Origin of the sequence: Kitasatospora sp. DSM 101779, from assembly GCF_025655475.1 — a bacterium.
Taxonomy (GTDB): domain Bacteria; phylum Actinomycetota; class Actinomycetes; order Streptomycetales; family Streptomycetaceae; genus Kitasatospora.
In genome coordinates, this window is the sequence record NZ_JAHTIK010000001.1 from 6,778,427 (window position 1) to 6,805,318 (window position 26,892).

At 73.1% G+C, this 26,892-nt stretch carries 21 protein-coding genes and 2 pseudogenes; 10 read left to right on the forward strand and 13 right to left on the reverse strand.

What is annotated here, in order from left to right:
- Positions 1–93 precede the first annotated feature (93 nt).
- The 6 genes from KSNIM_RS30895 to asnB all read right to left on the reverse strand — a co-directional run bounded on the left by KSNIM_RS30895 (position 94) and on the right by asnB (position 9,089).
- Complete coding sequence (locus KSNIM_RS30895) at positions 94–822, reverse strand: type 1 glutamine amidotransferase (RefSeq protein ID WP_263108190.1); 729 nt, start codon at positions 820–822, stop codon at positions 94–96.
- A gap of 65 nt (positions 823–887) precedes the next feature.
- The gene (locus KSNIM_RS30900; RefSeq protein WP_263106418.1) at positions 888–2,144 is read right to left on the reverse strand and encodes a Mur ligase family protein; all 1,257 of its coding nucleotides are present in this window, start codon (positions 2,142–2,144) and stop codon (positions 888–890) included.
- Positions 2,145–2,784: 640 nt separating this feature from the next.
- A complete protein-coding gene (locus KSNIM_RS30905; protein WP_263106419.1) occupies positions 2,785–4,170 on the reverse strand; it encodes a GNAT family N-acetyltransferase in 1,386 nt (461 codons plus the stop codon).
- 98 nt (positions 4,171–4,268) lie between these two features.
- Positions 4,269–5,717 carry a pyridoxal phosphate-dependent decarboxylase family protein gene (locus tag KSNIM_RS30910; protein WP_263106420.1) on the reverse strand — a complete coding sequence of 483 codons (1,449 nt, stop codon included), beginning with the start codon at positions 5,715–5,717 and terminating at the stop codon, positions 4,269–4,271.
- A gap of 239 nt (positions 5,718–5,956) precedes the next feature.
- A complete protein-coding gene (locus tag KSNIM_RS30915) occupies positions 5,957–7,063 on the reverse strand; it encodes a hypothetical protein (protein WP_263106421.1) in 1,107 nt (368 codons plus the stop codon).
- Between the two features lie 175 nt (positions 7,064–7,238).
- Positions 7,239–9,089 (reverse strand): asparagine synthase (glutamine-hydrolyzing), encoded by a 1,851-nt coding sequence (asnB, locus tag KSNIM_RS30920; RefSeq protein WP_263106422.1) that lies wholly within the window; start codon positions 9,087–9,089, stop codon positions 7,239–7,241.
- Positions 9,090–9,249: 160 nt separating this feature from the next.
- On the opposite strand from asnB, the gene KSNIM_RS30925 reads away from it, so the two are divergent.
- Both KSNIM_RS30925 and glmS read left to right on the forward strand, forming a co-directional pair.
- Positions 9,250–9,525 (forward strand): hypothetical protein, encoded by a 276-nt coding sequence (locus KSNIM_RS30925; RefSeq protein ID WP_030269292.1) that lies wholly within the window; start codon positions 9,250–9,252, stop codon positions 9,523–9,525.
- A 34-nt stretch (positions 9,526–9,559) separates the two neighbouring features.
- Positions 9,560–11,386: a glutamine--fructose-6-phosphate transaminase (isomerizing) gene (gene glmS / locus KSNIM_RS30930; RefSeq protein WP_263106423.1), complete on the forward strand. Its 1,827-nt coding sequence runs from the start codon at positions 9,560–9,562 to the stop codon at positions 11,384–11,386.
- Between the two features lie 76 nt (positions 11,387–11,462).
- Here the strand turns inward: glmS and KSNIM_RS30935 are convergent, their stop codons facing one another.
- Positions 11,463–12,005 (reverse strand): hypothetical protein, encoded by a 543-nt coding sequence (locus tag KSNIM_RS30935; protein ID WP_263106424.1) that lies wholly within the window; start codon positions 12,003–12,005, stop codon positions 11,463–11,465.
- A 33-nt stretch (positions 12,006–12,038) separates the two neighbouring features.
- Positions 12,039–13,565 carry an aminotransferase class I/II-fold pyridoxal phosphate-dependent enzyme gene (locus KSNIM_RS30940; protein WP_263108191.1) on the reverse strand — a complete coding sequence of 509 codons (1,527 nt, stop codon included), beginning with the start codon at positions 13,563–13,565 and terminating at the stop codon, positions 12,039–12,041.
- A gap of 130 nt (positions 13,566–13,695) precedes the next feature.
- On the opposite strand from KSNIM_RS30940, the gene KSNIM_RS30945 reads away from it, so the two are divergent.
- From KSNIM_RS30945 to KSNIM_RS30960, 4 genes are read left to right on the forward strand one after another with little or no spacing between them, the layout of a single operon-like run.
- Positions 13,696–14,637, forward strand: coding sequence for a LysR family transcriptional regulator (locus KSNIM_RS30945; protein ID WP_263106425.1), 942 nt, complete (start codon positions 13,696–13,698; stop codon positions 14,635–14,637).
- 34 nt (positions 14,638–14,671) lie between these two features.
- Positions 14,672–15,028 (forward strand): VOC family protein, encoded by a 357-nt coding sequence (locus KSNIM_RS30950; protein WP_030276915.1) that lies wholly within the window; start codon positions 14,672–14,674, stop codon positions 15,026–15,028.
- Positions 15,029–15,056: 28 nt separating this feature from the next.
- Positions 15,057–15,713 carry an NADPH-dependent F420 reductase gene (locus KSNIM_RS30955; protein WP_263106426.1) on the forward strand — a complete coding sequence of 219 codons (657 nt, stop codon included), beginning with the start codon at positions 15,057–15,059 and terminating at the stop codon, positions 15,711–15,713.
- Positions 15,714–15,715: 2 nt separating this feature from the next.
- Entirely contained in the window at positions 15,716–16,456 is a 741-nt protein-coding gene (locus KSNIM_RS30960; protein WP_263106427.1) for a PIG-L deacetylase family protein, read from the forward strand.
- On the opposite strand, the gene KSNIM_RS30965 is transcribed toward KSNIM_RS30960, so the two are convergent.
- Both KSNIM_RS30965 and KSNIM_RS30970 read right to left on the reverse strand, forming a co-directional pair.
- A complete protein-coding gene (locus tag KSNIM_RS30965) occupies positions 16,420–17,283 on the reverse strand; it encodes a DedA family protein (RefSeq protein ID WP_317634076.1) in 864 nt (287 codons plus the stop codon). The two genes, KSNIM_RS30960 and KSNIM_RS30965, sit on opposite strands and share 37 nt — an antisense overlap.
- A 4-nt stretch (positions 17,284–17,287) precedes the next feature.
- On the reverse strand, positions 17,288–17,482 hold the full coding sequence (locus KSNIM_RS30970) for a DUF1918 domain-containing protein (protein WP_263106428.1): 195 nt from the start codon (positions 17,480–17,482) through the stop codon (positions 17,288–17,290).
- A 334-nt stretch (positions 17,483–17,816) separates the two neighbouring features.
- On the opposite strand from KSNIM_RS30970, the pseudogene KSNIM_RS30975 reads away from it, so the two are divergent.
- Positions 17,817–20,195: pseudogene (locus tag KSNIM_RS30975) on the forward strand (discoidin domain-containing protein); the annotation flags it as partial.
- A gap of 114 nt (positions 20,196–20,309) precedes the next feature.
- Positions 20,310–20,687: pseudogene (locus KSNIM_RS30980) on the forward strand (discoidin domain-containing protein); the annotation flags it as partial.
- Positions 20,688–20,753: 66 nt separating this feature from the next.
- Here KSNIM_RS30980 and KSNIM_RS30985 read toward each other — a convergent pair.
- Complete coding sequence (locus KSNIM_RS30985) at positions 20,754–21,413, reverse strand: TetR/AcrR family transcriptional regulator (RefSeq protein ID WP_263106429.1); 660 nt, start codon at positions 21,411–21,413, stop codon at positions 20,754–20,756.
- A 347-nt stretch (positions 21,414–21,760) separates the two neighbouring features.
- On the opposite strand from KSNIM_RS30985, the gene KSNIM_RS39490 reads away from it, so the two are divergent.
- On the forward strand, positions 21,761–21,958 hold the full coding sequence (locus KSNIM_RS39490; RefSeq protein WP_411543804.1) for a hypothetical protein: 198 nt from the start codon (positions 21,761–21,763) through the stop codon (positions 21,956–21,958).
- Between the two features lie 67 nt (positions 21,959–22,025).
- Here KSNIM_RS39490 and KSNIM_RS30995 read toward each other — a convergent pair whose 3' ends face one another.
- Entirely contained in the window at positions 22,026–23,042 is a 1,017-nt protein-coding gene (locus KSNIM_RS30995; RefSeq protein WP_263106430.1) for a site-specific integrase, read from the reverse strand.
- A gap of 715 nt (positions 23,043–23,757) precedes the next feature.
- On the opposite strand from KSNIM_RS30995, the gene KSNIM_RS31000 reads away from it, so the two are divergent.
- The gene (locus KSNIM_RS31000) at positions 23,758–25,113 is read left to right on the forward strand and encodes a GH1 family beta-glucosidase (protein ID WP_263106431.1); all 1,356 of its coding nucleotides are present in this window, start codon (positions 23,758–23,760) and stop codon (positions 25,111–25,113) included.
- A 501-nt stretch (positions 25,114–25,614) separates the two neighbouring features.
- Here KSNIM_RS31000 and KSNIM_RS31005 read toward each other — a convergent pair.
- Positions 25,615–26,670: a DUF3048 domain-containing protein gene (locus KSNIM_RS31005; RefSeq protein WP_263106432.1), complete on the reverse strand. Its 1,056-nt coding sequence runs from the start codon at positions 26,668–26,670 to the stop codon at positions 25,615–25,617.
- Between the last annotated feature and the right edge of the window lie 222 nt (positions 26,671–26,892).

Below are 26,892 nucleotides of genomic sequence, written 5' to 3' on the forward strand. Positions count from 1 at the left end.
AGGGTTGCGTCCAGCGATCCCTATTCTCTTATGCATCCCGCCCACGGGGCACCGATTGACCGCAATGCGGTCAATCGGACACCCTCGTCGGGCTCAGGCGGGCTGGCTGGTGGCCGCGATGCGCTCCGCGCGCAGCGCGTCGTACCAGGTCGTGTCCGCCGGCGGCAGCGCGCTGACGTCCAGCGCCAGCTTGATCAGCATGTCGGCGACGGCAGGGTTGCGGGCCATCACCGGTCCGTGCAGGTAGGTGCCGAACACGGTCTCGCGGTACGCGCCCTCGGTGCCGTCGCCGGTGCCGTTGCCGCGGCCCGTCCGCACGCTGGCCAGGGGCTTGACGCCTTCGCCGAGGTGCGTGACGCCCTGGTGGTTCTCGAAACCGGTGAGCTGCGGCAGGCCGAGCTGCGGGTCGACGTCGGCGAGCACGTCGCCGACGCACCGGGCACCCTCGCCGCGGGTCGTCCACACGTCGAGCAGACCGAGGCCCGGCTCGCGCTCGCCGAGGTCGTTGATGAACTCGCGGCCGAGGATCTGGTAGCCGGCGCAGACCGAGAAGATGATCGCACCGTTCTCGGCGGCGCGGACCAGACCGCCGTCGTTGCGCAGCCGCTCCGCGGCGAGCCGCTGCGGGCGGTCCTCACCGCCGCCGATCAGGTAGATGTCGCCGCTGGTCGGCACGGCCTGGTCGGAGCGCACGTCGATCCGGGTCACCCCGAGGCCGCGCTGCCGCGCCCGCCGCTCGACGACCAGCGCGTTGCCGCGGTCGCCGTACGTGCTGAGCAGGTCCGGGTACACCCAGACGAGGCGCAGGCTGCTCTCGTTCATCCTCGAAGGCCTTCCGTACTGCTGCTGCTGAGGCTGCTGGAACTGCGGGTCGGCAGGGTACGACATCAGACCGCCACCGCCTTGCGCAGCTGCTGGAAGGCGGTGTAGTTGGCGATCGCCTCGATCCGGCCGGGCGGGGCCAGCCGGACGGCCTGCTCCAGCGTGTCCACCACCTGGAACTGCAGCCCGGCGACCTCCAGACGGACCGCCAGGTCGAGCTTGCGCTGGCCCATCACGAAGATCGGGTGGCCGGCCAGGCGCTCGTAGTCGACGTCCCACAGCCAGGAGGTGTCGGTGCCGTCCGCGTCCAGCGCGTTCACCGACAGCACCACCGGCGCCGGCGGCTGGTCGATCAGCGTGAAGGTCTCCAGCCAGCCGGCCGGGTTCTTCGCCAGCAGGAGCCGGACGTCCCGGCCCTGGTACTGCACCACGTCGTAGCGGCCGGCCACCGCGGCGACCGTCTGCATCCGCTGCAGCGCGACCTGCGGGGCCACGCCGAAGACCGCCGCGACCGCCGCCGAGCTGGTGGCGTTCGCCAGGTTGGCGCGGCCGGGCAGCTGCAGCTGGATCGGCCAGGCGCCGCGGTGCGGGTCGATGACGTGGGTGCCCTGCAGCGCCCAGTGCGGGTTCGGGCGGCGGAAGCCGCACTGTGAGCAGAACCAGTCCTCGCCGGGGCGCTGCATCACGCCGCCGCAGGACGGGCAGGACCAGGCGTCCTCCTTCCACGCCTGCCCGGCGGCAACCCAGACCACCTTCTTGCAGGAGGAGGCGGCCCAGGTCACCAGCGGGTCGTCGGCGTTGGCGATGATCACCGCGTCCGAGTCCTTCAGGCCCTCGCGCCACTTCTCCGCCATCATGCGGGTCTCGGCGGCGCGGTCCAGCTGGTCGCGGGAGAGGTTCAGCAGCGCTATGGCCTTGGGACGGGTGTCCCGGGCGACCGTGGCCAGGTACTTCTCGTCCACCTCGATCACGCCGAAGCGCGCCTCCGAGCCGCCGGCCAGTGCGGCCGTGATGCCGGCCGGCATGTTGGCGCCCAGCGCGTTGGAGACCACCGGGCCGGCGGCGCGCAGGGCCTCGGCGATCAGCCGGGTGGTGGTGGTCTTGCCGTTGGTCGCGCTGACCAGCACCACGTCGAGGTGCTCGGCCAGGGTCGCGAGCAGATCGGGGTCGAGCTTGAGTGCGATCTTGCCGCCGATCACCGAGCCACTGCCGCGGCCGGCCTTCTGCGAGAGGGCGGCGGCCATCTTGCCGGCCGTCACGGCGATCTTGGCGCGGGCGGGCAGCGAGGCGTCGCGTGCGGCTTCCGGACCGGTGCCTGGCATGCTCAGTGGTTCCTCCTTGCTGCGGCGCCGCCCCGGTCGTGCGTGACCGTCGGACGGCAGGGACGGGGGTCAGCCTACCCACTCCGGCGGCGGGCTTTGAGCGGCGGACCCCGTGCGGCCTGCCGGGACCGCCCGGACGGCCTGCGACCCGCAGCCCGCGAAGGGGGCCTTTGGGGGCTCGGGCAGGTGTGCGGACCATCCCGCCCGCCCCGGCCGTCGGGCCGCGCGCACCGGTCTCGCCGGTCCGGCGGACACCCCCTCAGGAGTGGCTGCTGCCGGTACCGCTGCGGTCTGCGTCACGGTGCCGCGCAGTACGGCGGCCGGGCCGTCCGCGGCCGTGCCGATCAGGATCTCGCGCAGGATCTCGCGGCAGGTCCGCAGGGCGCGGACGGGCGGCAGTCCTGGCCGTCGCGCACCCCTGCGTGCGTGGCTCGGACACCGGACCCGGTGCCCGGCAGGGTGAGAAAGGGACATACCGGCTCTGAGGGGGTGTCAGGGGGGCGTACGGGGCCCGTACCCCGCCCGCGCCCCTCCAGCCGGCGGAGCGGACGGTACTCCGGCCCGGCCGCGGGGTGCGGCCGGGCCGGAGTCCGTTCGGAGCGTGGTCGGGTCCGCTCGGGGTACTGCGGGTGCCGGCGCCTCAGCGGCGCGGGCGGGTGGGCCAGGGGGTGGGCAGCTTGTCGGCGGCCTCCGCGAGGTGCGCGGTGATCACCAGCGTGCCGTCCTCGACCTGGTAGTCGAGCGGGGCCGAGAGCCGGCGCATGGTGGAGATCAACCCGGTGTTGGAGGAGTGGGTCACCGCGTAGACGGTCGCCACCCCGGCCTCCAGGGCGAGTGCGGCCATCCGGCGCAGCAGGTCGACGCCGAGGCCCTGCCGCTGCCAGTCGTCCTCGACCAGCAGGGCGACCTCGGCACCGTCGTCGTCCCACATGAGGTGGGCGAGGGCGACGATCCGGCCGTCCGCCTCCTCGACCGCGAGGGTCTGCCCGTGCCGCGGGTCGAGCAGGTGGTCGAGGTAGCGGTCGGCGTCCTTGACCGGGCCGTGGTAGCGCTTGCGCAGGGTGTCGGCCGAGCAGCGCCCGTGCATCTCCAGCGCGGCCTGCTTGTCGCCGGGCTCGGCGCGGCGGACGGTCAGGTCGGCGCCGGCCGGCCGGGCGAGCCTGGCCTCGACCTTGGGCACCCGCGGGCCGAGCAGGCTGTCGAGCTCCACCAGGGCCTGGCCGCGGGCGAACTCGGTCGGGGTGAACGGCAGGTGCGGCCGGGTCAGCTCGATGAGGTCGCCGCCGGGGACGGGCAGCCGCATGGTGTGGCCGTCCACCCCGGCCGGGGTGGACCGGCCGCGGTCCGGATACTGCCGGATCGTGCACCGGCCGAACAGCTGCCGCAGCGCGACCGGCAGCTCGGCGGCGTCCAGCGCGGTGCGGGTGGCTAGGGCGAGCACGTGCGTGGGCGCGTCGACCAGCTCGTGCGCGTCGGCGCGGTCCGTCCAGATGTCGGTGCCGCCGGCCGCGGCGACCGCCGCGGTCAGGTCGGCCCGGTCCAGGTCGGCCGGGGCGCGCAGGAAGAACTCGTCGACGGTGCCGGCGGCCAGCGGGTGCGACTGCATCGAGACGATGTTGACCCGGCGCTCGGCCAGGGCCGTGCAGACCCGGGCCAGGCTGCCGGGGGAGTCCTCGACCGTGGTGCGGACCCGCCACAGCACGGTCTCCTCCAGGGCACCCAGGGGGCCGCCCACCGCGGCCTCCCCGGGCGGCGCATGGGTGTCCGGCGCGGGCGGTCCGTGCGGCCGCCGGTGCGCCCACCAGCCGTGGAAGACGGCCGTGGCGAGCAGGGCGACGGCCGACACGACGAGCAGCACCGGGCCGTCGTGGCCGTGCACGACCACGTTGGAGACCAGGTCGGCGGTGGCGACGGCGAGGAAGACGGCGGCGAGTTCGACGGTCTCTCTGCGCCAGCGGTGGGTCCGGGCGGCGCGCCGCTGGGCGCGCGAGGGGGCGGCGGTGGTGACGGGTTCACGAGTGTCCATGCAGGTATCGTGTCGCGCCGGTGTTTCACGATCACGAATCCCCCGTGACCTGACGGTAAATGTCTCCGCGGCCGGCCCCTCGCCGTGATCGGTGCACGTCAGGCGGGGCCGTCGGTGTCCGGACGGGCCGTCAGCGCGGCTGCGGCGGTGTGCACTTCGTCCACGAGCAGCCGGACGTCGGCCTCGGTGGTGGTGGCGTTGAGCAGGCAGGCACGGAGCATTTCGCGGCCGCCGAGCACGGCGCCGGTGACGAACACCCGGCCGCGCAGCTGGATCGCCGCGGGCAGCTCCCGGTTGAGCCGGTCCAGGGTCTCCGCGTCCAGCCCGGCGGCCCGGTAGCGGAAGGCCACGATCGAGGTCTCCACCGGGGCGAGCAGCTCCAGCGCCGGGTCGGCCTCGACGAGCTCGCCGAGCCGGCGGGCCAGTGCGGTGGTGTGCGCGATGTCGGCGGCGACGCCCTCGCGGCCGCGGTGCGCGACGGACGCCCACACCTTGAGCGAGCGGAACGGCCGGGTCTGCTCGGTGCCGTACTCCGAGAACCAGCCGAGTGATCCGGCCGCCTCGTCGCGCAGGTAGGACGGCACCAGGCTGAAGGTGCCGCGCAGCGCGTCGGTGTCGCGGACGAGCGCGCAGCCGCAGTCCACCGGCACGCCCAGCCACTTGTGCGGGTCGAGGGCGAGCGAGTCGGCGCGGTCCATGCCCGCGTAGCGGTGGGCGATCACCGGGTCGAGCACGCCGAAGGCACCGTACGCGCCGTCCACGTGCAGCCACAGGCCCTCGCGCTCGGCGATGTCGGCGATCGGGTGGAAGGGGTCGACGGCGCCGGTGCCGACGGTGCCGGCCGAGGCGGCCACCAGGAAGGGCAGCCGGCCGGCCGCCCGGTCCTCGGCGATCGCGGACGCCAGGGCGGCGGTGTCCAGCCGGCCCTCGGCGTCGGTGGCGACGGTGCGCAGGTGACGGCTGCCGAGGCCGAGCAGTTCGGCCGCCTTGCGGACGCAGGAGTGCGTCTCGCCGGTGACGTAGCCGACCAGCGGCGGCAGCGCGGCCAGCCCCTCCTCGCGGACGTCCACGCCGGCGCGCAGTGCGGCCCGGTTCCGGGCGGCGGCCAGGCAGACGATGGTGGCCATCGAGGTGCCCGAGGTGAGCAGGCCGCCGCCGGGCGGGTGCGGGAAGCCGACCAGCTCGGCGATCCAGCGGACGACGGCCCGCTCCAGGTGGACGTCGGCGTGGTCGCCGCCGGCCGAGCTGGGGTTCATCGCGGAGGCCACCAGGGTGGCGAGCACGCCGGCGGGCTGCGGGGCGGAGTTCACCCAGCCGAAGAACCGCGGGTTGCCGTTGCCCATCGGCGCCGGCAGGACCTGCTCGGCGACGGTCTTGAGCAGCCCGTCCAGGCCGGTGCCGGTCTCGGGCAGCGGCAGGTCCAGCAGGGCCTGCCGGTCGGCCTCCGCCATCGGCTGCCAGACCGGCCGCCCGGCCAGGCCCTCCAGGTAGTCGGCGACCAGGTCGGCCGCGGCGTGCGCCGCGCTGCGGAAGTCTTCGGAGGTCATGGTGGGTGCGCTCCAGCGAACGGGGGCCGGGGGAAGCAATGGCGCGGCTTCCTCGGCGCACCCGCGTGCCGATCGTACGCTCCTTGCACCTGCTGGTGAGCAGGAGCACCTGGGTGCACCCCCAGGGGCGCGGGGAACTGCGCAATCCAGGGGTGGCGGCCGTGCACATTCGGCTCGGCCCGTGCTGTCACGACGCCCGCCCTTCGGCGGGAGGTGCCCCCGCGGCCCTGCGGTCGGGCTCAGTCCAGGGTGCTGGACAGCCCGCCCGCGGAGCGGCAGTAGCCGGCGATCTCCTTGTCGGTGATCTGCTTGCACAGCTTGGCGGCGGCGCCGGACTCGGTGTAGTTGACCGTCCAGTAGCTGACCAGGCCCTGGGTGCAGGCCTTGCGCTGCCAGGTGTCGGCGGCGGTGGCGCACTGCTGGGCGGCCCAGTCGGCGCGGTCCAGGTTGTACTTCATGGTGCGCGAGCCGACCCCGCGGCTGCAGTCGTTGGCGCCGCCGCTGGCCTGCGCGTTGAGGCACCACTTCAGTGCCCCGGCGAAGGCCTCGGGGTGGTTGGCGTAGTCGTGCGAGCTGAGGTAGAGGGTCGGTGCGTAGAAGAAGCAGGCGGACTGGAAGAGGGCCGGCTGTTCGGGGCAGGGGTAGAGCGGTTCGGCGGCGAGCTTGTCGGCGGGCAGGTTCGCCTTGGCCTTCTCGTCCTCCTCGTCGGGTGCGAAGAGCTGCATGAACAGGCCCTCGGAGCAGGTGATCCGCCGGCTGGTGGTGGGGAACTTGCTGCACAGGTCGCGGGCGGACGGGATGTCCTGCTGGGTGACGAACATGATCCCGTGGCCGACGCCGTGGATGCACGGGCCGGTGTTGGCGGGCGCGCACAGTGTGAGGATGTCCTGCTGCGGGTTCTTGGAGGCCGCGAGCATCTCCTCGACCGCGCCGTGCAGGTAGCCGGCCGCGCAGGTCTCGTGCGGGAAGGAGATCACCTTCTGGAAGTCCTCGTGGTACCGCTTCACCGCCGTGTGGCCGAGCTCGTGCGCGATCGGGTGGCAGAACCGCACGGTGTACGGCTTCTCCTTGGTGATCTTGTCGAGGTCGGCCAGCGCCACGCCGGGGTCGGTGGCGTCCATCTCGGCCACCAGCTTGTTCCGCAGGGTGGAGCGGGTCCACACCGCCGGGTCACCGGTCGGTGTGGCGGACGCCTGGGTGGCACCGCCGGGTGCGGCCTGCGTGGTGGCGGGACCGCCGGCCGCCACCGGGGCCGTCTCGGGCGTCCAGGGGGTCACCGAGACCGCGCCGATCCCGAGCACGCCGAGCAGGACTGCGGTGACGATCGCGAAGATCCGCGGATGCATGGTGCTGATTCCCCCGGTGGTCGACGACGGACGGGCGGCACACCCATCCTGACGTCGGCGGCACCGATTGCACGGATCGGCCGCCGCCGAACGGTGAAGTGTCGGCACCCCCGGGGGAGCGGTTTCCCCCGGACGGCGCAACAGGCCCCCCTGTCGACACCTCACGTCCACCGTCTCACATCACGAGTGACACGTCGTACGTTCGCAGCCAGTCGTCGATGCCGAGCACGACTTCGGTGGCGGCCCGGGCGTACTGCGGGTCGGCGCCGGGGGCCAGCGCCGCGGCGACGGCCCCGCGGTCCAGCAGGGCCGCGGCGGGGGAGTCCCGGTCGGCGGCGAGCCGGCCGAGGGCCGCCTGCAGGGAGCGCGGGTAGCGCAGGTCCTGGATCGACGGGTAGGGGCTCTTCGCCCGGTCGGCGACCGCGGCCGGCAGCAGGTCGCGGACGGCGGCCCGCAGCAGGCTCTTCTCCCGGCCGTCGGCGGACTTGATCCGCCACGGCGTGTTGAAGACGTACTGGACCAGCCGGTGGTCGCAGAACGGCACCCGCACCTCCAGGCCGCAGGCCATCGACAGCCGGTCCTTGCGATCCAGCAGGATGCGGACGAACCGGGTCAGGCTCAGGTGGGTGAGTTCGCGCATCCGGCGCTCCACCGGGTCGGTGCCGGGCAGCTGCGGTACGGCGGAGATCGCCTCGCGGTAGCGGTCGGCGCGGTAGGCGTCCAGGTTCAGCCCGGTCAGCAGGCCCGGGTCGAGCAGGCCCTCCCGCGGGCCGGCGCCGAGCCCGGCGGTGCGGGCCAGCAGGGCCGCCCAGGGGAAGGTCTCGGCCGCGATCAGCGCCGGGTCGTGGAACCAGGGGTAGCCGCCGAACAGCTCGTCCGCGGCCTCGCCGGACAGCGCCACCGTCGAGTCCCGGCGCACCGCGCGGAAGAGCAGCAGCATCGAGGTGTCCATGTCGCCGAACTCCCACGGCAGATCGCGGGCGCGCAGCACCGCCGTCCGGTGCACCGGGTCGCTCAGGGCGTCGCTGTCCAGCTCGACGGTGCGGTGGTCGGTGCCGACGTGCTCGGCGAGCAGCCGGGCGTAGGGTCCGTCCGGGGTGCCGCGCATCGCGTCGGGGCGGAAGCGCGCGGTCTGCCCGGCGTAGTCGACGGCGAAGGTGCGGACGGGGCCCGCGCCACGCCGCCGCAGCGCCTGCGCGGCGAGCGCGGTGATCGCACTGGAGTCGAGCCCGCCGGAGAGCAGGGCGCACAGCGGCACGTCGGAGTCCAGCTGCCGCCGTACGGTGTCGGCGAGCAGCTCACGGACGGTCGCGGTGGTGGCCGGGCCGTCGTCGGTGTGCTCCCGGGCCTCCAGCGCCCAGTACCGGCGGGTGGTCAGCCCGGAGCGCCGGACGGTGACCACCTGGCCGGGCTGCACCTCGGTCAGGCCCCGGTAGACGGCGTGCCCGGGGGTGCGGGCGGTGCTGAGCAGTTCGCGCAGCCCGTCGAGGTCGACCGCGGGGCGCAGCGCCGGGTGGGCGAACAGGGCCTTGGGTTCGGAGCCGAACAGCACGCCGCCGTCGGTGCGGTGGTAGTGCAGCGGTTTGACACCCATCCGGTCGCGGACGAGCAGCAGCTCCTCGCGGCGGGCGTCCCACAGGGCGAAGGCGTACATGCCGTTCAGCCGGTCGACGAAGCGCGCGCCCCACTGCAGGTAGGCGCGCAGTACGACCTCGGTGTCGCTGCGGGTGCGGAAGCGGTGCCCGGCGTGCTGCAGGGCGGTGCGCAGCTCGCGGTGGTTGAAGACCTCGCCGCTGTAGCTGAGGACGGCGGGGGAGTGCCCGCCCTGTTCGGCGGCCATCGGCTGGGCGCCGCCGGCCGGGTCGATCACCGCGAGCCGCCGGTGGCCGAGCGCGGCGTGCCGGGTGAGGTGCAGCCCGCCGCCGTCCGGGCCGCGACAGGCCATGGTGGCCGTCATCGCCTCCAGCGCCGCGCGCTCCCGGGTGAGGTCCCGGTCGAACGCCACCCACCCCGCGATTCCGCACATGCCGCCTCCGCAGCTGTCTTTGGCGTGTACGGATCAGCACGCTACGCGGAGGCGTTCGGGCACTGCAAGTGTGTTCGAGAGGGGTGAACCAAGGAATGTCTGCCCGATTTCGGGCAGAAATCTTGGGTATCCGGCGAGCGGGCGCATAGAGTCCTCGACCGTGCCCGCCTCACCCCACCCTCACGAAGACCTCCTCGCCCACCTCACCCGCACCAGCCCGCTCGGGCCGGGCGAGGCGGCGCGGGTCGTCGCGGAGGTGATCGCGTACTTCTCCGAGACCACCGAGGAGTACGTCCGCCGCCGCCACGGTGAGCTGCAGGCACGCGGCCTGACCAACGAGCGGATCTTCGCCCGCCTCGGCGCCGAACTGGCGTCCCGGCGAGTCGCGGCGCCCGAGCTGTCCACCCGCCAGCTGCGCCGCATCGTGTACGGGTGAGCCGCCCGACCGCTGAACCGAAGGAGTCCCACCCATGTGCGGAATCGTGGCCTACATCGGCCCCAAGGACGCGACCACCTTCCTGCTGGAAGGCCTGCAGCGACTGGAGTACCGCGGCTACGACTCGGCCGGCGTCGCCGTCACCGGCAAGACCGGCACCCTGAAGGTCTGCAAGACGAAGGGCCGGGTCGCCGACCTCGCCGCCGCCGTCCCCGCCCGCTTCAAGGGCACCACCGGCATCGGCCACACCCGCTGGGCCACCCACGGCGAGCCCAGCGACGCCAACGCCCACCCGCACGTCGACAACGCCGAGCACATCGCCGTCGTGCACAACGGCATCATCGAGAACGCCGACGAGCTGCGCGCCAAGCTCACCGCCGAGGGCGCCGTCTTCACCTCCGAGACCGACACCGAGGTGCTCGCCCACCTGGTCGCCGCGCACGGCGGCGAGGGCACCGAGCTGGAGGACGCCGTCCGCGCCGCCCTCAAGCACGTCGTCGGCACCTACGGCATCGCCGTCGTCGACGCCCGCCAGCCCGACCGCATCGTCGTCGCCCGCAACGGCAGCCCGATCGTGCTCGGCCTCGGCGAGAAGGAGATGTTCGCCGCCTCCGACGTCGCCGCGCTCGTCCGCTACACCCGCCAGGTCGTCCATCTGGAGGACGGCGAACTCGCCGTCGTCCGCGCCGACGGCTTCCGCACCTTCACCGAGGACGCCCGCACCGTCACCCGCCAGCCGTCCACCGTCGACTGGGAGGTCGGCTCCTACGACACCGGCGGCTACGAGCACTACCTGCTCAAGGAGATCCACGAGCAGCCCGCCGCCGTCGAGCGCACCCTCTCCGGCCGCCTCGACGAGCGCTTCGCCACCGCCCACCTCGGCGGCCTCAACCTCGACGCCCGCGAACTGCGCGAGATCCGCCGGGTGAAGATCCTCGGCTGCGGCTCCGCCTACTACGCCGGCGAGATGGGCGCCCAGCTCATCGAGGAGCTCGCCCGGATCCCCGCCCACAGCGAGCCGGCCTCCGAGTTCCGCTACCGCAACCCCGTCATCGAGGCAGACACCCTGTACGTGGCCGTCAGCCAGTCCGGCGAGACCTACGACACCCTCGCCGCCGTCCAGGAGATCAAGCGCAAGGGCGGCCGCGTCCTCGGCGTCGTCAACACCGTCGGCAGCGCCATCGCCCGCGAGTGCGACGGCGGCATCTACCTGCACGCCGGCCCGGAGATCTCGGTCGCCTCCACCAAGGCCTTCACCTCCACGGTGATCGCCTTCGCACTGCTCGCCCTGCACTTCGGCCGCATCCACGACCTCTCGCCCGCCGACGGCCGCCGCATCGTCGCCGCGCTCAAGGCCCTGCCCGGCCACATCCGGCAGATCCTCGACCAGCAGGACGAGATCGCCAAGCTCGCCGCCGAGTACGCCGACAACGCCGGAATGATGTTCATCGGCCGGGTCCGCGGCTACCCGGTCGCCCGCGAGGGCGCCCAGAAGCTCAAGGAGATCAGCTACGTCCACGCCGAGGCGTACCCCGCGAGCGAGCTCAAGCACGGCCCGCTCGCGCTGATCAGCCCCGAACTCCCCACCGTCGCCCTCGTCCCCGACGACGAGCTGCTCGACAAGAACCTCACCACCCTCGGCGAGATCAAGGCCCGCTCCGGCCGCGTCCTCGCGATCGCCCACCGTGCTCCCGAGACCAAGCTCGCCGACCACTGCATCGTCGTCCCCAAGAGCGAGCCCGAGCTCGACCCGCTGCTCCTCAACATCCCGCTGCAGCTGCTGGCCTACCACGCCGCGGTCGCCCTCGGCCGCGACGTCGACAAGCCGCGCAACCTCGCCAAGTCCGTCACCGTCGAGTAGCCGCACGCGGCCGGCCGGACGGCGGGACGGCTCCCCGTCCCGCCGTCCGGCCCGCCGGCGCTGCGGACCGGCCTGTCTAGCCGAGAGACGCGGCGAAACGGCCGGCCTTGGCATCGTCGGCCGACAACGTGATCTTCCCGCGGTGACTGATCTCCACCTGGTAGAACTTCGGGCCGTCCGGAACGTTGCTCACCCAGACCGGGAACCGGCAGGTCAGGCCGGACCGCGCGCCGGTGTTGAGGTGACCTGTGGCGATGACCTGTCCCGTGGCGTCGTAGACCGTGACCGCGGAGCCCTCTCCGATGTCGCCGTAGCCGCCCGTTCCCGTGCACGAGCCGCTGCCGAAGCCGGCCTGGTTCAACTCCATCGTCCCGGTCAGGTTGAACGTCGCCGCGGACGCCGACGGCGAGGTGGCCGGCTTCGTCACCGAAGAGCCCGATGCTGCCCACGCAATGCCGACGACGCCCGCTCCCACCAGGAGCCCTGCTGTGGCGGCGACGCCCGGGAGCAGCCACGCCGACCTGGTGGAAGAAGGCGGTTCAACCGGTGGCTCCGACAGGGGCGGATGCGCCACGGACGGCACCGCGAGGGCAGGGTCCGGGATTTCATCGTGGGACATGCCGGGCAGCGTCCCAGCATGACTGACACTCCGTCAGGCAAGTCGCCGATCCGTGATCGGCGCAGGTGTCCAGTGGTCCGCGACGATCCGTAGCGTGGTGACGGCCGGGTCGACGGCTCCGCGGACGTGCCCGGTGGGGGCGGCGGCCACCTTCCGGAGGAAGGCGACGAGTTCGGCGGTGATCTCCTCGCCGGGCAGGACGTTCGGTATGCCGGGCGGGTAGGCGGACAGCGTGTCCGCGGAGATCCGTCCCACGGCCTCCGCTGCGGGCACCGACCGCCCCGGCGCCAGGAACGCCTCCCGCGGCGTCATCCGGACGGGTCCCGGCTCGGGGAGCTCCAGCCCCGGGGTGCCGTCGGCGACTCCCGGCACCACCGGCAGGGCGTGCAGCGCCGCCGCGAACCGCTCCGCGTCCGGCCCGGCACCCGCGCCGACCACGGCCACCACGGCGGCGTCGGTCGCGACCTCCACCAGCACGCCGTGTTCCTGCATCAGCCGTCGCCGCGCCTCGTGCCCGGAGATGCCCCCGGCCCGCACGTCCACCGAGACCCGCAGCGGGTCGCTGGCCACGATGTCCCGGAAGCGTCCGAAGCCGTCGCTGACCACCCGGAACCGCCCGCCGGCCCGCACCGCGGCCCGCATCGCGTCGGCGGCGGCCAGCGACTCCGTGATCGCCCGGTGGCCGGTGACCAGCGTCCGCCGGGCCTCGTCCAGCGAGGCCAGCAGCAGCGAGCTGGCGCTGGTCGACTGCGTGAGGTGGTGGACCCGTTCGACGAGAGGTTCCAGCCGGTCCGCGAAGGGCCCGTTGCCGAGGTGCAGCATGGCGGCCTGGGTGAGTGCCCCGCCGAGCTTGTGGGTGCTGGAGACCACCAGGTCGGCGCCGAGCGCGAGCGCGTTCGCGGGCAGGGCGGGGTGGAAGCCGAAGTGCGAGCCCCAGGCCTCGTCGACGATCAGCGGGACCCCGGCGGCGTGCGCGACCCGCGCGAGTGCGGCGACGTCGGCCACCGCACCGAAGTAGCTGGGGGTGACGACGTACGCGGCCGCCGCGTCCGGGTTCCGGGCGAGTGCGACGGCGAGGTCCCCGGCGGTGACGCCGTGCGCGATGCCCGTCCGGGCGTCCACGGTCGGCTGGACGAACGCGGCGCCCAGGCCGGACAGCACCAGGCCGTCGACCACGCTGGAGTGCACGCTGCGCTGGACGACGAGGGTCCGTCCGAGCGACTGCGCGACCAGTGCGGCGATCCGGTTGCCCTGGGAGGCGCCGTTGGTGAGGAACCAGGTCCGCCGGGCGCCCCAGGCGTCGGCGGCCAGCTGCAGGGCCTGCTCCATCGGGTTGTCCGGGCCCAGGTCGATGCCCTCCAGCAGCGGCGGCACGTCGCGCCGCAGCACCGCCTCGCCGACGTGCCCGGCCAGTCCGGCGAAGCGGTCCGGGTCGGCGGCGTGCCCGGGCACGTTGAGCCGCAGCCAGTCGCGGTCCGCGCTCGCCCGCACGGCCTCGGCGTACGGGGCGCGCTGCTGGGCCGGGTCGGCGGCGGCGGGGACGGGGGAGGAGAGGGTCATGGTGCTCACCTCCCGACCGTCGCACCGCGCCGCCCATCGAGGAACCCGGTACTTTTCTGGACATCTCCAGAAAACATCGATGGCCCCACCCCGGCCGCCGACCGGACCACCGACAACCGAGGCCCCGCCCGTGCTCGATCTCCGCCACCTGCAGGTGCTCCGCGCCATCGCCCGTGAGGGCTCGCTGGCCGCCGCCGGCCGCTCCCTGCGGCACAGCCAGCCGACCGTGAGCCACCACCTGGCCACCCTGGAGGCGCACTTCCGCACCCCGCTGGTGCACCGCGGCGCCCGCGGCGCCGTCCTCACCGAGGCGGGCCTCGCCCTGCTGCCGCACGCCGAGGCGGTGCTCGACCGGGTCCGGGTCGCCGAGCGCGAGATCGCCGACCTGGTGGATCGCGGTGCCGCCACCCTCCGCGTCGGGACCTTCCCGACCGCGGGCGCGCTGCTGCTGCCGCCCGCGGTCCGCACCCTGTACCGCGCGGGCGTCCACCTGGCCCTCACCGAGGGCGAGCTGCCAGCCCTGCTGGCCGGGCTGCGCAGCCGACAGTTGCAGGTCGCCCTGGTCTACTCCCGTCCGGACGGCGGCCTGGACCTCGGCGAGGACTTCGTCGTCCACCCGCTGCTGGAGGACCCGCTGCAGCTCGTCCTGCCGGCCGACCACCCGCAGGCCGTCCGCGACCGGGTGCCGCTGGCCGCGCTGCGCGAGGACGGCTGGATCCTCGGCGTCAGCGACGCCGACCCGGTGGACCGGGTGCTGTTCCGGGCCTGCGCGGAGGACGGCTTCGAACCGGTGCCGGTGCTGCGCACCGACGACTACGGCGTGCTGCAGGGGTTCGTCGCCGCCGGGGTCGGTGTGGCGCTGCTGCCGCGGCTCGGCCTCGGCCCGCACCGGGAGGACCTCGTGGTGCGGCCGGTCGACGGTCCGCAACTGGCCCGGCGGATCGGCGTCGCCGCGCTGCGCACCAGTGACTCCGCCAACGCCAGGGCCCTGTTGGCAGCCCTGCGTGACGAGGCGGACCGACTGCGTCACCGCTGGTCGGAGGCGGACCGGGCGGCGGGCGGCGGGGGGTGATGCTCCGTCAGTCCGGGTGGACTATGGTGCGACCATGGCACTGGAGTGGGAGCAGGTCGTCGTCGACTCCGCCGATCCGGTGGCCCTCGGCCGCTGGTGGGTGTCCGCCCTCGGGTGGACGGTGGTCAACGACGCGCCGGACGAGTTCGAGATCCGCCCGTCCGCGGACCGGCTGCCCGGCCTGGTCTTCGTCCCGGTGCCCGAGCGCAAGCAGCTGAAGAACCGCCTCCACCTGGACTTCCGTCCCGACGACCAGGCGGCCGAGGTCGAGCGGCTGCTCGCCCTCGGCGCCCGCCGGGCCGACGTCGGACAGGACGGGGCACCCTGGGTCGTCCTCGCAGACCCGGAAGGCAATGAGTTCTGCGTCCTCGCCCAACGAAGCGACCCTTGAACGGGACCCCACACTCGGGAGACTTGCGATGCGATTCGGGATCATCGGTACGGGCACGGTGGGCCGCACCCTGGCGGCCAAGCTCGTCGCGCTGGGCCACGAGGTCACCCTCGGCTCGCGCACCAAGGACAACACGGCGGCCGTCTCCTGGGCGGAGCAGTCCGGCCCGAACGGCCACGCCGGCACCTTCGCCGACGCCGCCGAGTTCGGCGAGGTCGTGATCAACGCCACGGCCGGCACGGTGTCCCTCCCCGCGCTGCGGCTCGCCGGCGCGGAGCGGCTCGCCGGCAAGGTGCTGATCGACGTCTCCAACCCGCTGGTCTTCTCGCCGACCGGCGAGGTCAGCCTGGAGCCGGTCAACACCGACAGCGTCGGCGAGCAGATCCAGCGGGAGTTCCCCGAGGCCCGGGTGGTCAAGGCGCTCAACACGCTGTCCGCCCCGCTGATGGTGGACCCGGGCCGGGTGCCCGGCCCGCACCAGCTGTTCGTCGCGGGGGAGGACCCCGAGGCGAAGGCCCTGGTCCGCGGTGTGCTGGAGCAGTTCGGCTGGCCCGGCGAGGACGTCATCGACCTCGGCGGGATCAGTGCGGCCCGCGGCACCGAGATGCTGATGCCGTTCTGGCTCAGGCTGATGGGCCACTTCGGCCACACCGACTTCAACTACTCGATCAGGAGCGCCGACTGACCATGACGGACCAGGCACCACCCCCGTACCGGCCGGTCACCGAGGACTGGCAGACCGCCCTCGCCGTCGTCGCGCACCCGGACGACATGGAGTACGGCGCCGCGGCCGCCGTCGCCCGCTGGACCTCCCAGGGCAAGCGCGTCGTCTACGCGATGGCCACCAGCGGCGAGGCGGGCATCGACTCGATGGACCCGGAGACCTGCCGCCGCGTCCGCGAGGAGGAGCAGATCGCCTCCGCCGCTCTCGTCGGCGTCGACGTGGTGGAGTTCCTCGGCCACCCGGACGGCGTCGTCGAGTACGGGCTGCCGCTGCGCAAGGACATCGCCCGGACGATCCGGCGGCACCGCCCGGAGATCGTGATCACCACCAACTTCCGCGAGACCTACGGGGGGACGTGGCCCAACCAGGCGGACCACATCGCCGTCGGCCGCGCCACCCTGGACGCCGTCCGGGACGCCAGCAACCGCTGGGTCTTCCGCGACCTGCTGGACGAGGGCCACGAGCCGTGGAACGGCGTCCGGCAGCTGTGGGCCGCGGCCTCGCCGGACTCCGGCCACGCGGTGGACACCACCGAGTCCTTCGACCGCGGTGTCGCCTCGCTGGAGGCGCACCGCGCGTACCTGGACGGACTCGGGGCCGACATGGCGGACGCCCGCGGCACGCTCGAGACCTTCGGGGCGATGGCCGGTGAGCGGCTCGGCACCCGCTACGCGTCGCCGTTCGAGGTCATCCTGCTGGGCTGACCGCTCGCTCCGCCCGGGCCGGAACCGCCCGCGCCGGTCCCGCCCGTCCCCGGCCGGCCCCCGCCGCTCCCCCGCGGGGGCGGGCCGGGCTGCGCCCCGGGCCCGTCCTCCGGCTCTTCCGCGGGCCCGTCCTCCGCCGGCGCGTCCCCGCCCTCCGCGGTTCCGCCGGAGGCTGTCGTGTCCGCGTCGGCTGTGGTCCCGGCGGCGGCCCGGCGGCGGCGCCGCAGGTAGGTGCGGAGCCCGATGGCGGCGGCCAGCACGCCGATCCCGGCCAGCAGGTAGATCTGGTAGCGCAGCGCCTGCTCGTACAGGGTGCCGATGTCGGTGCCGAGGGCGTAGCCGAGCGCGGCCCAGACGCCCACCCAGAGCGCGGCGCCGACCACGTTGGCGGGCAGGAAGCGCCGCCAGGCCATGTCGGTGGTGCCGGCGATGATGCCGTTGGTCTGGCGCAGGACGTCGACGAACCGGGCGACGACGACGACCTTGACGCCGTTGCGCCGGAAGAAGCCCTCGGCGTGGGCCATCCGGGCCGGGGTGAGCCAGACGTACCGGCCCCAGCGGTGGACGAAGGCGTGGCCGCCGGTGCGGCCGATCAGGTAGCCGAGGCTGTTGCCGACCACGGCGGCGGTGAACGCCACCGCGACCACGCCCGCGATGGACATCCGGCCGGTGCCCGCGTAGACGGCGGCCAGCACCAGGACGGTCTGGCCGGGCACCGGGATGCCGCAGTTGTCGAGCAGCACGAGCAGGCCCACTGCCAGATAGCCGTAGTCGTCCAGCAGTGGGGCCAGGTGGGCCAGCGGGCCCGGCAGCGGGGGCGGGGTCAATCCCTTAGCGGTGTTCCTGCTGGTGCTCGATGACGCAGTCGGGGCCCGGGTAGACCAGGCCGTCGTGGCCGTCCTCGAAGCGGACCAGGTACGGGGGCTCGCCGTCGGTTCCGCGGACCTCGATGATCTCGCCCTTGCGGTCCACCATGCCGACGGACCTGCTGTGGATGTGGAGCTGGTCGCCCACAATGGCTTGCATGATCATGCTCCTCGGTGGCTGTCGACGCTGAACTGTGCTTCCACTCTGCGGCGCGGTCCCGGCGTACGCAATGGGGGCAGATCGGACAGAACCTCCCCAGCCCCGCTGATGATCACATCTTTGCTGCATCATCACACCCAAATTGCAGTCCCCGATCGGCTTTTTGCGCACGGGTATGGACTTCGTGCAGTCGCTGCTCATAGTCTCGCCACGCCCGGCGGGAAGCCGCGGGCTGCACCGGCGCGTCGTCGACAGGGCGTCAGTGCGGCGCGGCAGCCGGGCACTTGCCCTCATCCGGACCACCCCCACGATCGGCAAGGATGTGCAGCCGCAGATGCAGCAACCACCCCCCACCCGGCACGGCAGGCGCACCGTCGCGGCCCTGACCGCCACCGCCCTCGGCACGGTCGGCCTGCTCACCGCCGTCCTGGCGAACGCCGGCGCCGCGCACGCCGCCGGCGTGCCCGCCCTCTCCCCGCTGAACGTCCCGGGCCGCGGAGCGACCGTGCCGTTCGTCGAGCAGGAGGCGGAGTACGCCGCCACCAACGGCACCGTGATCGGCCCGGACCGCACGTACGGCTCGCTGCCGTCCGAGGCGTCCGGCCGGCAGGCCGTCGCGCTCAACGGCACCGGCCAGTACGTCGAGTTCACGCTGTCCCAGCCGGCCAACTCGATCGACTTCCGCTACAGCCTGCCGGACTCGGCGGACGGCAAGGGCCGCGACGCCTCGATCGACCTGCTGGTCGACGGCGCCAAGCTGAAGAGCGTCCCCGTCACCTCGAAGTACAGCTGGTACTACGGTGGTTACCCGTTCAACAACAACCCGGGCGACTCCAACCCGCACCACTTCTACGACGAGGCCCGCACGCTGCTCGGCCAGACCTACCCGGCCGGCACCAAGATCCGGCTGCAGGTCGCCTCGACCGCGCAGTCTCCCACCTTCACCATCGACCTCGCGGACTTCGAGAACGTCGCCGGGCCGGCCGGCAGGCCGGCCGGAGCCCTCGACGTGGTCGCCGACTTCGGGGCCGACCCGACCGGTGCCACCGACTCCACCGCCAAGTTCCAGGCCGCGGTCGACGCGGGCGCGGCGCAGGGCAGGACGGTGTACATCCCGCAGGGCAACTTCACCCTGTACAGCCACGTGGTCGTGGACAAGGTCACCCTGGTCGGCGCCGGCCCCTGGTACTCGGTGCTCGGCGGCCGCGACCCGAACAACCGGGCCAACGCGGCCGGCATCTACGGCAAGTGGGCGAATCAGGGCGGCAGCTCGAACGTCACCCTCAAGGACTTCGCGGTCATCGGCGACATCCGCGAGCGGGTCGACGAGGACCAGGTCAACGCCCTCGGCGGTGCGATGTCCAACTCCACCGTCGACAACCTGTGGCTGCAGCACACCAAGGTCGGTGCCTGGATGGACGGCCCGATGGACCGCCTCACCATCAGGAACAGCCGCATCCTCGACCAGACCGCCGACGGCGTGAACTTCCACACCGGCGTCACCAACTCGACGGTCACCAACACCTTCGTCCGCAACACCGGTGACGACGGCCTCGCCTCCTGGCCGCAGGACAAGCCGAACACCAACGACAGCTTCACCCACAACACCGTGGTGCTGCCGATCCTGGCGAACAACATCGTCACCTACGGCGGCCGCGACTTCACCATCTCCGACAACGTCATGTCGGACACCGTCACCAACGGCGGCGGCCTGCACATCGCCAACCGCTACCCGGGCGTGAACTCCGGCAGCGGCACCGCCGTGGCCGGCACCATCACCGCCGCCCGCAACACCCTGATCCGCACCGGCAACAGCGACTACAACTGGAACTTCGGCGTCGGAGCGGTCTGGTTCAGCGGCCTCAACGAGCCGATCAGCGGCGCGACGATCAACATCACCGACACCGACATCCTGGACAGCTCCTACGAGGCGATCCAGACCATCGAGGGTGCGGCCAACGGCATCAACTTCACCAACGTGAACATCAACGGCGCCGGCACCTACGCCGTCCAGGCGCAGGCCAACGCCACCCTGAAGTTCACCAACGTGAAGGCCGCCACCATCGCGCAGTCCGCCACGCCGATCCACAACTGCGTGGGCACCGGCTTCGTCCTCACCGACGGCGGCGGCAACTCCGGCCTCACCGGTTCCACCTGCACCGGCACCTGGCCGGCGCCGGTGTGGACGTACAACGGCGTGCCCTCGAACCCGGGCACCTCCAGCCCCTCGCCGAGCCCCTCGCAGTCCTCCTCACCCTCGCCGGGCCCGTCCGCCTCGCCGACGCCGACCTGCCCGACCGGTACCGGCAACATCGCGCAGGGCAGGCCCGCCGTCGCGTCCGGCAGCAATCAGAGCTACGGTGCGGGCAATGCGGTGGACGGTGACGCGAACTCGTACTGGGAGAGCGTGAACAACGCCTTCCCGCAGTGGGTGCAGGTGGACCTGGGCTGTGCGGTGGTCCTCGGCAGGGTGACCCTGAAGCTGCCGCCGGCCTCGGTGTGGAACACCCGCACCCAGACCCTGGCGGTCTCCGGCTCCACCGACGGCTCGTCGTTCACCACCCTGGTGGGTTCGGCCGGCTACACCTTCGACCCGGCGACCGGCAACACGGTGACGATCAACCTCCCGGCCAACGCGACCCGCCACCTGCGGATCACCGTGACCGGCAACACCGCCTGGCCGGCCGGCCAGCTCTCCGAACTCCAGGCCTTCCTCGGCAGTGGCCAGACGGCGTCCCCGACGCCGACGCCGACGCCGACCACCGCGCCGAGCTGCAGCCCCGGTACCGGCAACATCGCGCAGGGCAGGCCCGCCGTCGCGTCCGGCAGCAATCAGAGCTACGGTGCGGGCAATGCGGTGGACGGTGACGCGAACTCGTACTGGGAGAGCGTGAACAACGCCTTCCCGCAGTGGGTGCAGGTGGACCTGGGCTGTGCGGTGGTCCTCGGCAGGGTGACCCTGAAGCTGCCGCCGGCCTCGGTGTGGAACACCCGCACCCAGACCCTGGCGGTCTCCGGCTCCACCGACGGCTCGTCGTTCACCACCCTGGTGGGTTCGGCCAGCTACACCTTCGACCCGGCGACCGGCAACACGGTGACGATCAACCTCCCGGCCAACGCGACCCGCCACCTGCGGATCACCGTGACCGGCAACACCGCCTGGCCGGCCGGCCAGCTCTCCGAACTCCAGGCCTTCGCCTCCTGACAGCGAAGACCTGGCAGCGGATGCCCACCTCGCCGGAGGTGGGCATCCGTCTTTCCGGCCGCTGGTTCAGGCGGTCGGCCGCTCCGCCAGGTAGCCGCGGAGCAGCCGCTTGCACTCACCGATCAACGCCGGATCGCCCTCCGGGTCCACCCGGAAGGCCACCTTGAGGACGGCGTCCGCGCACTCCAGCGCCACCCGCAGCGCCAGCGCGAAACCGGGGAAGGCGAACAGCTCGCCGCCCAGTGCGCCGATCCGCTCGGCGACTGCCGCATTGTTGTCCAAGTCCCGGTCGAGCAGGTGCTCGTCGTCCCGCAGACCGCCCGGAATTGCGGCGACCAGACCGAAGTCCAGGTGGCCGAAGCCGGCGACGCTGCGCTTCATGGCGACGAACTCGTCCACCGCCAGGTCGACGAAACCGGGGATGCCGACCGGCGCGGCCGACTCGATCCGGACGGCCAGCCTGGCGAGGAAGCGATCCAGGTTCCGCTCGGCGAGGGCGCCCAGGAGGCTCTCCTTGCCGGAGAAGAACTGGTACAGCGTCCCGATCGGCACCTGCGCCCGATGGGCCACCTCCTTGGTGGTCAACGCCGTCGGGCCGACCTCGTCGAGCAGGCCCGCGCAGGCGTCCAGGAGCCGCTCGTAGCGCTCCTGGCTGCGCTGCTGGACGGGCCGCCGGCGGACCGCCCCGGACGGCGGCCGGTGGTCTGTCCCCGTCTGCGCCTTCATGGGATCACTGTGCCGTATCGGGCATTCCACGCGCGAATCACGGTTTCGTCGCACAACACCCCGGGGTCGACGTACACCCGGTTGCGCCGATCCGACGACGGCCGGACCCGCCCCGGCGCACCGGCTTCTCCCCGTCAGGCCGCGGCGAAGACTCCTCACGTACACCCGGAGAACTCATTGCCCCCTCATCGGCCGGTGATTGCTCGGGCGTGACCGGCCGGACCGCAGCGGACGAGCGAGAAGGCGGACGGTGTTCACGTCGAGGGCAGCCGAGGAGAGCGAAGGCCGGCCCGTGACGGCCCCGGCCGAACAGGGCAGCGGGGCAGGTCCGCACGGAGCCGCTGCACGTGGCGAGCCCGCTGCCCGCCTTCAACCGCTTCGAGCTCACGTACCTGGTGTCGCCCGCGCAGGCGGCGGAGATCCGGGACGAGCCGGCGGAGCTGAAGGACGAGGCGGGCCGGCCGTCGCCCACCCCCGTCGAACCCCGGCAGCGGCCGTTGTCGCTGACGGCGCTGGACGCGCCCACCACGACGGGAGCGAAGTGAACGTCCGTCCCGATCGCCGGCCACGTGACCGGATGCCGGTGGGGCGGCTCGCCGAGACCCGAGGGCGTCAGGAGCCACCGCGCCGGGTCGGCGCAGGCTTCGGTGTCGGCGTCGGTGCGGGCCGGGCCGTGCGGCGCAGGATCGTGGCGCCGCCGAGGTCGGCCGGTTCCAGGTCGATGGCGCGGCGTAGTTGCTCCATCCGCTCGGGCATCGGCTCCCAGCCGGGTTCGCCGGCCATGTCGAGGTTGAGGCTTCGGATCTCGCGGACGTAGGCCCGGGCCAGGCCGCGGAAGTGCAGCGGCAGGCCGGGCCGGGGGCGGCCGCTGGGGGAGACGCTCACCCACAGGGCGTCGGTGGTCTCGTTCTTCCGGCCGGCGGGCTTCGCGGCGTCGCGTACGACCAGGTGGCGGCGGGCTCTCAGCCAGTTCCGCAGCGCGGCCCGGGTCGGGCCCGAGAGGGCGACGGTCTCGACGACCGGTTCGGCCTCCGGGTTCCGGTGCTGGGGGAGCCGGGTGACACGGACCCGGCCCCGCTCGGTGTCGACGTCGCCCACCCGCAGGTGACAGAGCTCGCCGGCGCGGCAGCCGGTGTCCATCACCGTGCCGATGATCGCGAGGATCCGGCTCCGGGCCTCGGACTGGCCCGGGCGGACGGCCCGCTCCAGGTGGCCGAGCAGGATGCTGCGCGGGCGGGCCGCGACGACCGGCCGGAGCTCGACCTGCCGGTCGCGCTCCGGGAGCACGACGGCGATCCCGGCGCGGGCGCCGATGATCTGCAGGCAGTCCTCCCGCACCCGCATGGATGCGGGGGAGGGCTGGTCGGGCCGCGCGGCGGGTTTGCGACGGAGGAGGCCGCGCTCGGCCGCGTCGAGGTAGGCGGCGACGGTGTCCGGGGCGAGGAGTCCGGCGAGGGAAGCGGCGGCGGAGGACGGGATCGCGCCGCGCTCCAGGGCGGTGCGGAGCTCGCCGCCGACCCAGCGCAGTTGCTTCGCCCGGGACTTGCCGGTGGGCGGCTCGCAGGCACGCTCCACCACCGCGTCCAGCGCCCCGACCGAGGGCGCCGCTGCTGCCGCGACGTCTGCCATGCGGTCACCCTAGTGCGGAGGTCGGACAGGTCCGCCGATCCGTGCCGTCGAGCCCACCGCCCTGCTCATCGGATCGTCGTATTAATAACTGGCCTGAAGCGCCCTCGACAGTGAGGGGGCCGCGCGGGGTGACCGTCCCCGCCACCCAGCCCGTCGCGGGGTGGCGGCCGCCCTTCCGGCACCTGTCGGTATCCGGTGCGCCTCGGCGGTCGGGCGCCGAAGCGAAATCCCGCTCGCCGCCGATTTCACAAGGGGTGGACGAGCATCGGTGGCGGCACATCCGGAAATCTTCACCAGGCTTGGCGTTCATGTCAAAATCGCGACTGCATAACGGAATTGAGTTCACGTCAGAAATTTTCGGGCTGATCCCGACGGCCGTCTTCACGCCCTCCTACGATGTGGGACGCACCGACCGGCAGGGGCCGTACCGCTCCCGCCTCCGCCTGCGGGGCCGTACGGTCCGGGCGGCGCGCGCTGGTGACCGTGGCCGGGAGGCTGTCCGCTGCACGGGCTCCGTCTGCCTCCTGGCCTCGGCTGCGGCGGTGGCCGCCAGGATCCCTCGCGCCGGTGTACGGACGTGATCCGTTCGGTCGGCGTCGGGCGCGTGGAGGTCGTCGCGGCCGGGTGCCTGGTGCGTCGTGTGGCTGCGGACTAACATGAGGTCCCCTCATGTTCTTCTGATCTCGCCGATCGCCGTCCGAGCTGGGAGTCCGGCATGCCGAACCGACTCGACCTCCCGTCCGACTTCCGCTGGGGAGCCTCCACCGCCGCGTACCAGATCGAAGGTGCGGTGGACGAGGACGGCCGCGGGCCGTCCGTCTGGGACGTCTTCTCCGCCCGGCCCGGCGCCGTCCGCGACGGCCACACCGGCGCGGTGGCCTGCGACCACTACCACCGCTATCCCGAGGACATCGCCCTGATGCAGGGCCTCGGCCTGGACGGCTACCGCTTCTCCCTCGCCTGGCCGCGGATCCGGCCCACCGGCGAGGGCCCGGTCAACCCGGCCGGCCTCGACTTCTACGACCGCCTGGTCGACGCCCTGCTCGCCGCCGGGATCACCCCCCTGCCCACCCTCTTCCACTGGGACCTCCCGCAGGCGCTGGAAGACGGCGGCGGCTGGCTGAACCGCGACACCGCACACCGCTTCGCCGAGTACGCCACGGTGGCCGCCGACCGCCTGGGCGACCGCGTGCCCGCCTGGATCACCCTCAACGAGCCCTTCGTGCACATGGTGTACGGCTACGCCCTCGGCATCCACGCCCCCGGCCGCGCCCTGCTGCTCGACGCGCTGCCCGCCGCCCACCACCAACTGCTCGGCCACGGACTGGCCGCCGGGGTGCTGCGCGAGCGCGGCCTGCAGGTGATGATCGCCAACAACCTCACCCCGGTCCGGCCGGCGACCGAAGACCCCGCCGACGCGGCCGCCGCCACCGCCTACGACGCCCTGCACAACCGCCTCTTCACCGACCCGCTCCTCCTCGGGCGCTACCCCGACCTGTCGGCCTTCGGCCTCGACGAGGACCTCGGCGGCACCGTCCGGCCCGGCGACCTCGAACTGATCGCCGCGCCCGGCCTCGACGGCCTCGGCGTCAACTACTACAACCCCACCCGCATCGCCGCCCCCACCGACCCCGGCCTCCCCTTCTCCGAGGCCCCGATCGACGGCGTCCCCCGCACCGCCTTCGGCTGGCCGGTCGTCCCCGACGGCCTGCGCGAACTGCTCGTCGGCCTGCGCGACCGGTACGGCGCCGCCCTCCCGCCCGTCACCGTCACCGAGAACGGCTGCTCCGTCGCCGACGCACCAGCCCCCGACGGCACCGTCCCCGACCCCGACCGTATCTCCTACCTCGCCGGCCACCTCGACGCGCTCGCCGCCGCGGTCGCCGAAGGCGTCGACGTCCGCGGCTACTACACCTGGTCCCTCCTCGACAACTTCGAGTGGGCCGAGGGTTACCACCAGCGCTTCGGCCTCGTCCACGTCGACTTCGAGACCCAGGTGCGCACGCCCAAGGCGTCCTACGCCTGGTACCGCGACCTGATTGCCAATCAGCAGACGGTCGAGAAGGCATAGTTGGAACATTCCATGCGGCGCTGCTCTTCAGGATCGACCCAGGCTGATGGGCATCGCGGAGTAGGGTGCCCCCGAGGCTGTGGCGAGCTGTCAGGGCTTGAAGACAGGGTGTTCGACAGTTGCGGAGGCCGTCGCCAGTGGTCGGCTCTGTACAGCCAGCGGTGTATCTCGGTGATGTGAATTACCGGCGGCCGACGGAGAGTCGGCCGTCGGAGGCGATGTCGAAGGCATTCAGTGCGGGCTTCCGTCGCATGGTCCATCGTTTGCGCCTCTGACCAGCCGGGTCCAGGTTCATCAGGGCCGTGCAGAGGCCTTCAGCAGATGGGCCCGTGGACGCCGGGGGTGTCGGCCGCTTCGCCGCCTGTGTCGACCCGAACGGCGCGGATTCGTCCTGCTCACCCCGGTCGAGACCCGCCCGCGACCTTACCCCGGGCGCCGGTGGTCGCGGGGCCGCCCGCGACCCGGCCCGACGGCCGGCGTCACGCGGGTTCGAGGACGACGTCACGCGGGTTCGAGGACGACCCAGACCTGCCCGGGGTGGAACGCCATCCGCTGCCCCGCGTAGCTGAACTCCGTGCCGCCGGCGGCGCCGGGCCGCGACCAGCTGCCCCGGTACGCCGTGCCGTCCCGAAGGAACACCGCCTCGCCGCTGCCGACCGTCGGCGCGAAGGGCAGAAGCTCACCGGAGGAGTCGACGAGCCTGCGGGGTGAGGTGGTCTCGGCGACCTTCTGCACCACGATCGTCGGCGCACCCATCTGCCCGGCGTCCGTCGTCATGGCCGGCCTGCCGTCCAGCGCCACCAGATACTTCCCCTCCGCGGCGGACCAGGTGAAGGTGAACGAGGCCGCGGGCATCCGCGCGGTGAACGAGGTCGTCGGCACACCCCCGGTCGGCGCGTCGCCGAAGCGGAAGCCGACGTCGCGGGCCGCCGCCGCGTCCGGGAAGTGGCGCAGAATCCCGGACGGCACCACGTACTGGTTGAACGGCGGCACGTTCCACTGCCCGCGCATGAACGAATTGTCCTGCTGTGGCGAGCAGTTGAACACATCGGCCTGGGCGAGCACCGGCAGGAACCGGGTCTGTGCCCCGGAGTAGGCGAAGTCCACGCGCCCGTACTGCTGCAGGATCGGCAGATCGCTCTCCCGGGCGCTGCGCACCGGGCCGATTCGGTCGCCGGCGGGAAGGTGGTTCGAGTCATAGATCGCAAGGAATCGCGAGAGACCGCCCTCGACCTCGATCGCGTAGATCACGTCGGCCGCGTTCACGCCCGTCTGCGGTCGGGCAGCGGCCGCGTTGTCGACCTTGACGGCGATGATCCTGCCCACCTTCCCCGGGAGCCCGGTGAGCGGCGACACAGCACCCGTGCTGCCGGGACCGGTCGGAGTGGGCTGCGGGCCGGCCCCCGTACGATCCGGCGAGCCCCCGCCGCCGATGGTGAGCACGACCGCCAACAGCGCCGCGAGCAGCACGGTGCCGCCGCTGACAGCGACGGCGGCGATCCGCCGGGCCGGAGGCAGGGACCTCCACCGGCCCAGCTCACGCTCGAAGGTCTTCATCCGGGCTCACCTCTGCGCATCCGGCCACCAGAGACTCCGGCACCTGCGAAGACGAGTCGGTCGGCCCGCACAGTTCCGCCGCCTCGCTGAAATCGGCGCACCGGCCCGAGCGCCCCGCCCAACGGGCGGAGGCGGCCAGGAGCCGGGCGCGCCAGTCGTTGCGTCGTCGGACGACCGCGGCCCCGGCCCGGCTGCGGCGGGGCATCGCATCCACCTCCCGTG

Bases quoted from the DNA above. Each gene is read 5' to 3' on its own strand.
- KSNIM_RS30895 (WP_263108190.1), bottom strand. From the start codon at position 822: ATGAACGAGAGCAGCCTGCGCCTCGTCTGGGTGTACCCGGACCTGCTC.
- KSNIM_RS30900 (WP_263106418.1), bottom strand. From the start codon at position 2,144: ATGCCAGGCACCGGTCCGGAAGCCGCACGCGACGCCTCGCTGCCCGCC.
- KSNIM_RS30905 (WP_263106419.1), bottom strand. From the start codon at position 4,170: ATGGACACTCGTGAACCCGTCACCACCGCCGCCCCCTCGCGCGCCCAG.
- KSNIM_RS30910 (WP_263106420.1), bottom strand. From the start codon at position 5,717: ATGACCTCCGAAGACTTCCGCAGCGCGGCGCACGCCGCGGCCGACCTG.
- KSNIM_RS30915 (WP_263106421.1), bottom strand. From the start codon at position 7,063: ATGCATCCGCGGATCTTCGCGATCGTCACCGCAGTCCTGCTCGGCGTG.
- asnB (WP_263106422.1), bottom strand. From the start codon at position 9,089: ATGTGCGGAATCGCGGGGTGGGTGGCGTTCGACCGGGACCTCACCCGG.
- glmS (WP_263106423.1), top strand. From the start codon at position 9,560: ATGTGCGGAATCGTGGCCTACATCGGCCCCAAGGACGCGACCACCTTC.
- KSNIM_RS30935 (WP_263106424.1), bottom strand. From the start codon at position 12,005: ATGTCCCACGATGAAATCCCGGACCCTGCCCTCGCGGTGCCGTCCGTG.
- KSNIM_RS30940 (WP_263108191.1), bottom strand. From the start codon at position 13,565: ATGACCCTCTCCTCCCCCGTCCCCGCCGCCGCCGACCCGGCCCAGCAG.
- KSNIM_RS30950 (WP_030276915.1), top strand. From the start codon at position 14,672: ATGGCACTGGAGTGGGAGCAGGTCGTCGTCGACTCCGCCGATCCGGTG.
- KSNIM_RS30955 (WP_263106426.1), top strand. From the start codon at position 15,057: ATGCGATTCGGGATCATCGGTACGGGCACGGTGGGCCGCACCCTGGCG.
- KSNIM_RS30960 (WP_263106427.1), top strand. From the start codon at position 15,716: ATGACGGACCAGGCACCACCCCCGTACCGGCCGGTCACCGAGGACTGG.
- KSNIM_RS30970 (WP_263106428.1), bottom strand. From the start codon at position 17,482: ATGCAAGCCATTGTGGGCGACCAGCTCCACATCCACAGCAGGTCCGTC.
- KSNIM_RS30985 (WP_263106429.1), bottom strand. From the start codon at position 21,413: ATGAAGGCGCAGACGGGGACAGACCACCGGCCGCCGTCCGGGGCGGTC.
- KSNIM_RS30995 (WP_263106430.1), bottom strand. From the start codon at position 23,042: ATGGCAGACGTCGCGGCAGCAGCGGCGCCCTCGGTCGGGGCGCTGGAC.
- KSNIM_RS31000 (WP_263106431.1), top strand. From the start codon at position 23,758: ATGCCGAACCGACTCGACCTCCCGTCCGACTTCCGCTGGGGAGCCTCC.
- KSNIM_RS31005 (WP_263106432.1), bottom strand. From the start codon at position 26,670: ATGAAGACCTTCGAGCGTGAGCTGGGCCGGTGGAGGTCCCTGCCTCCG.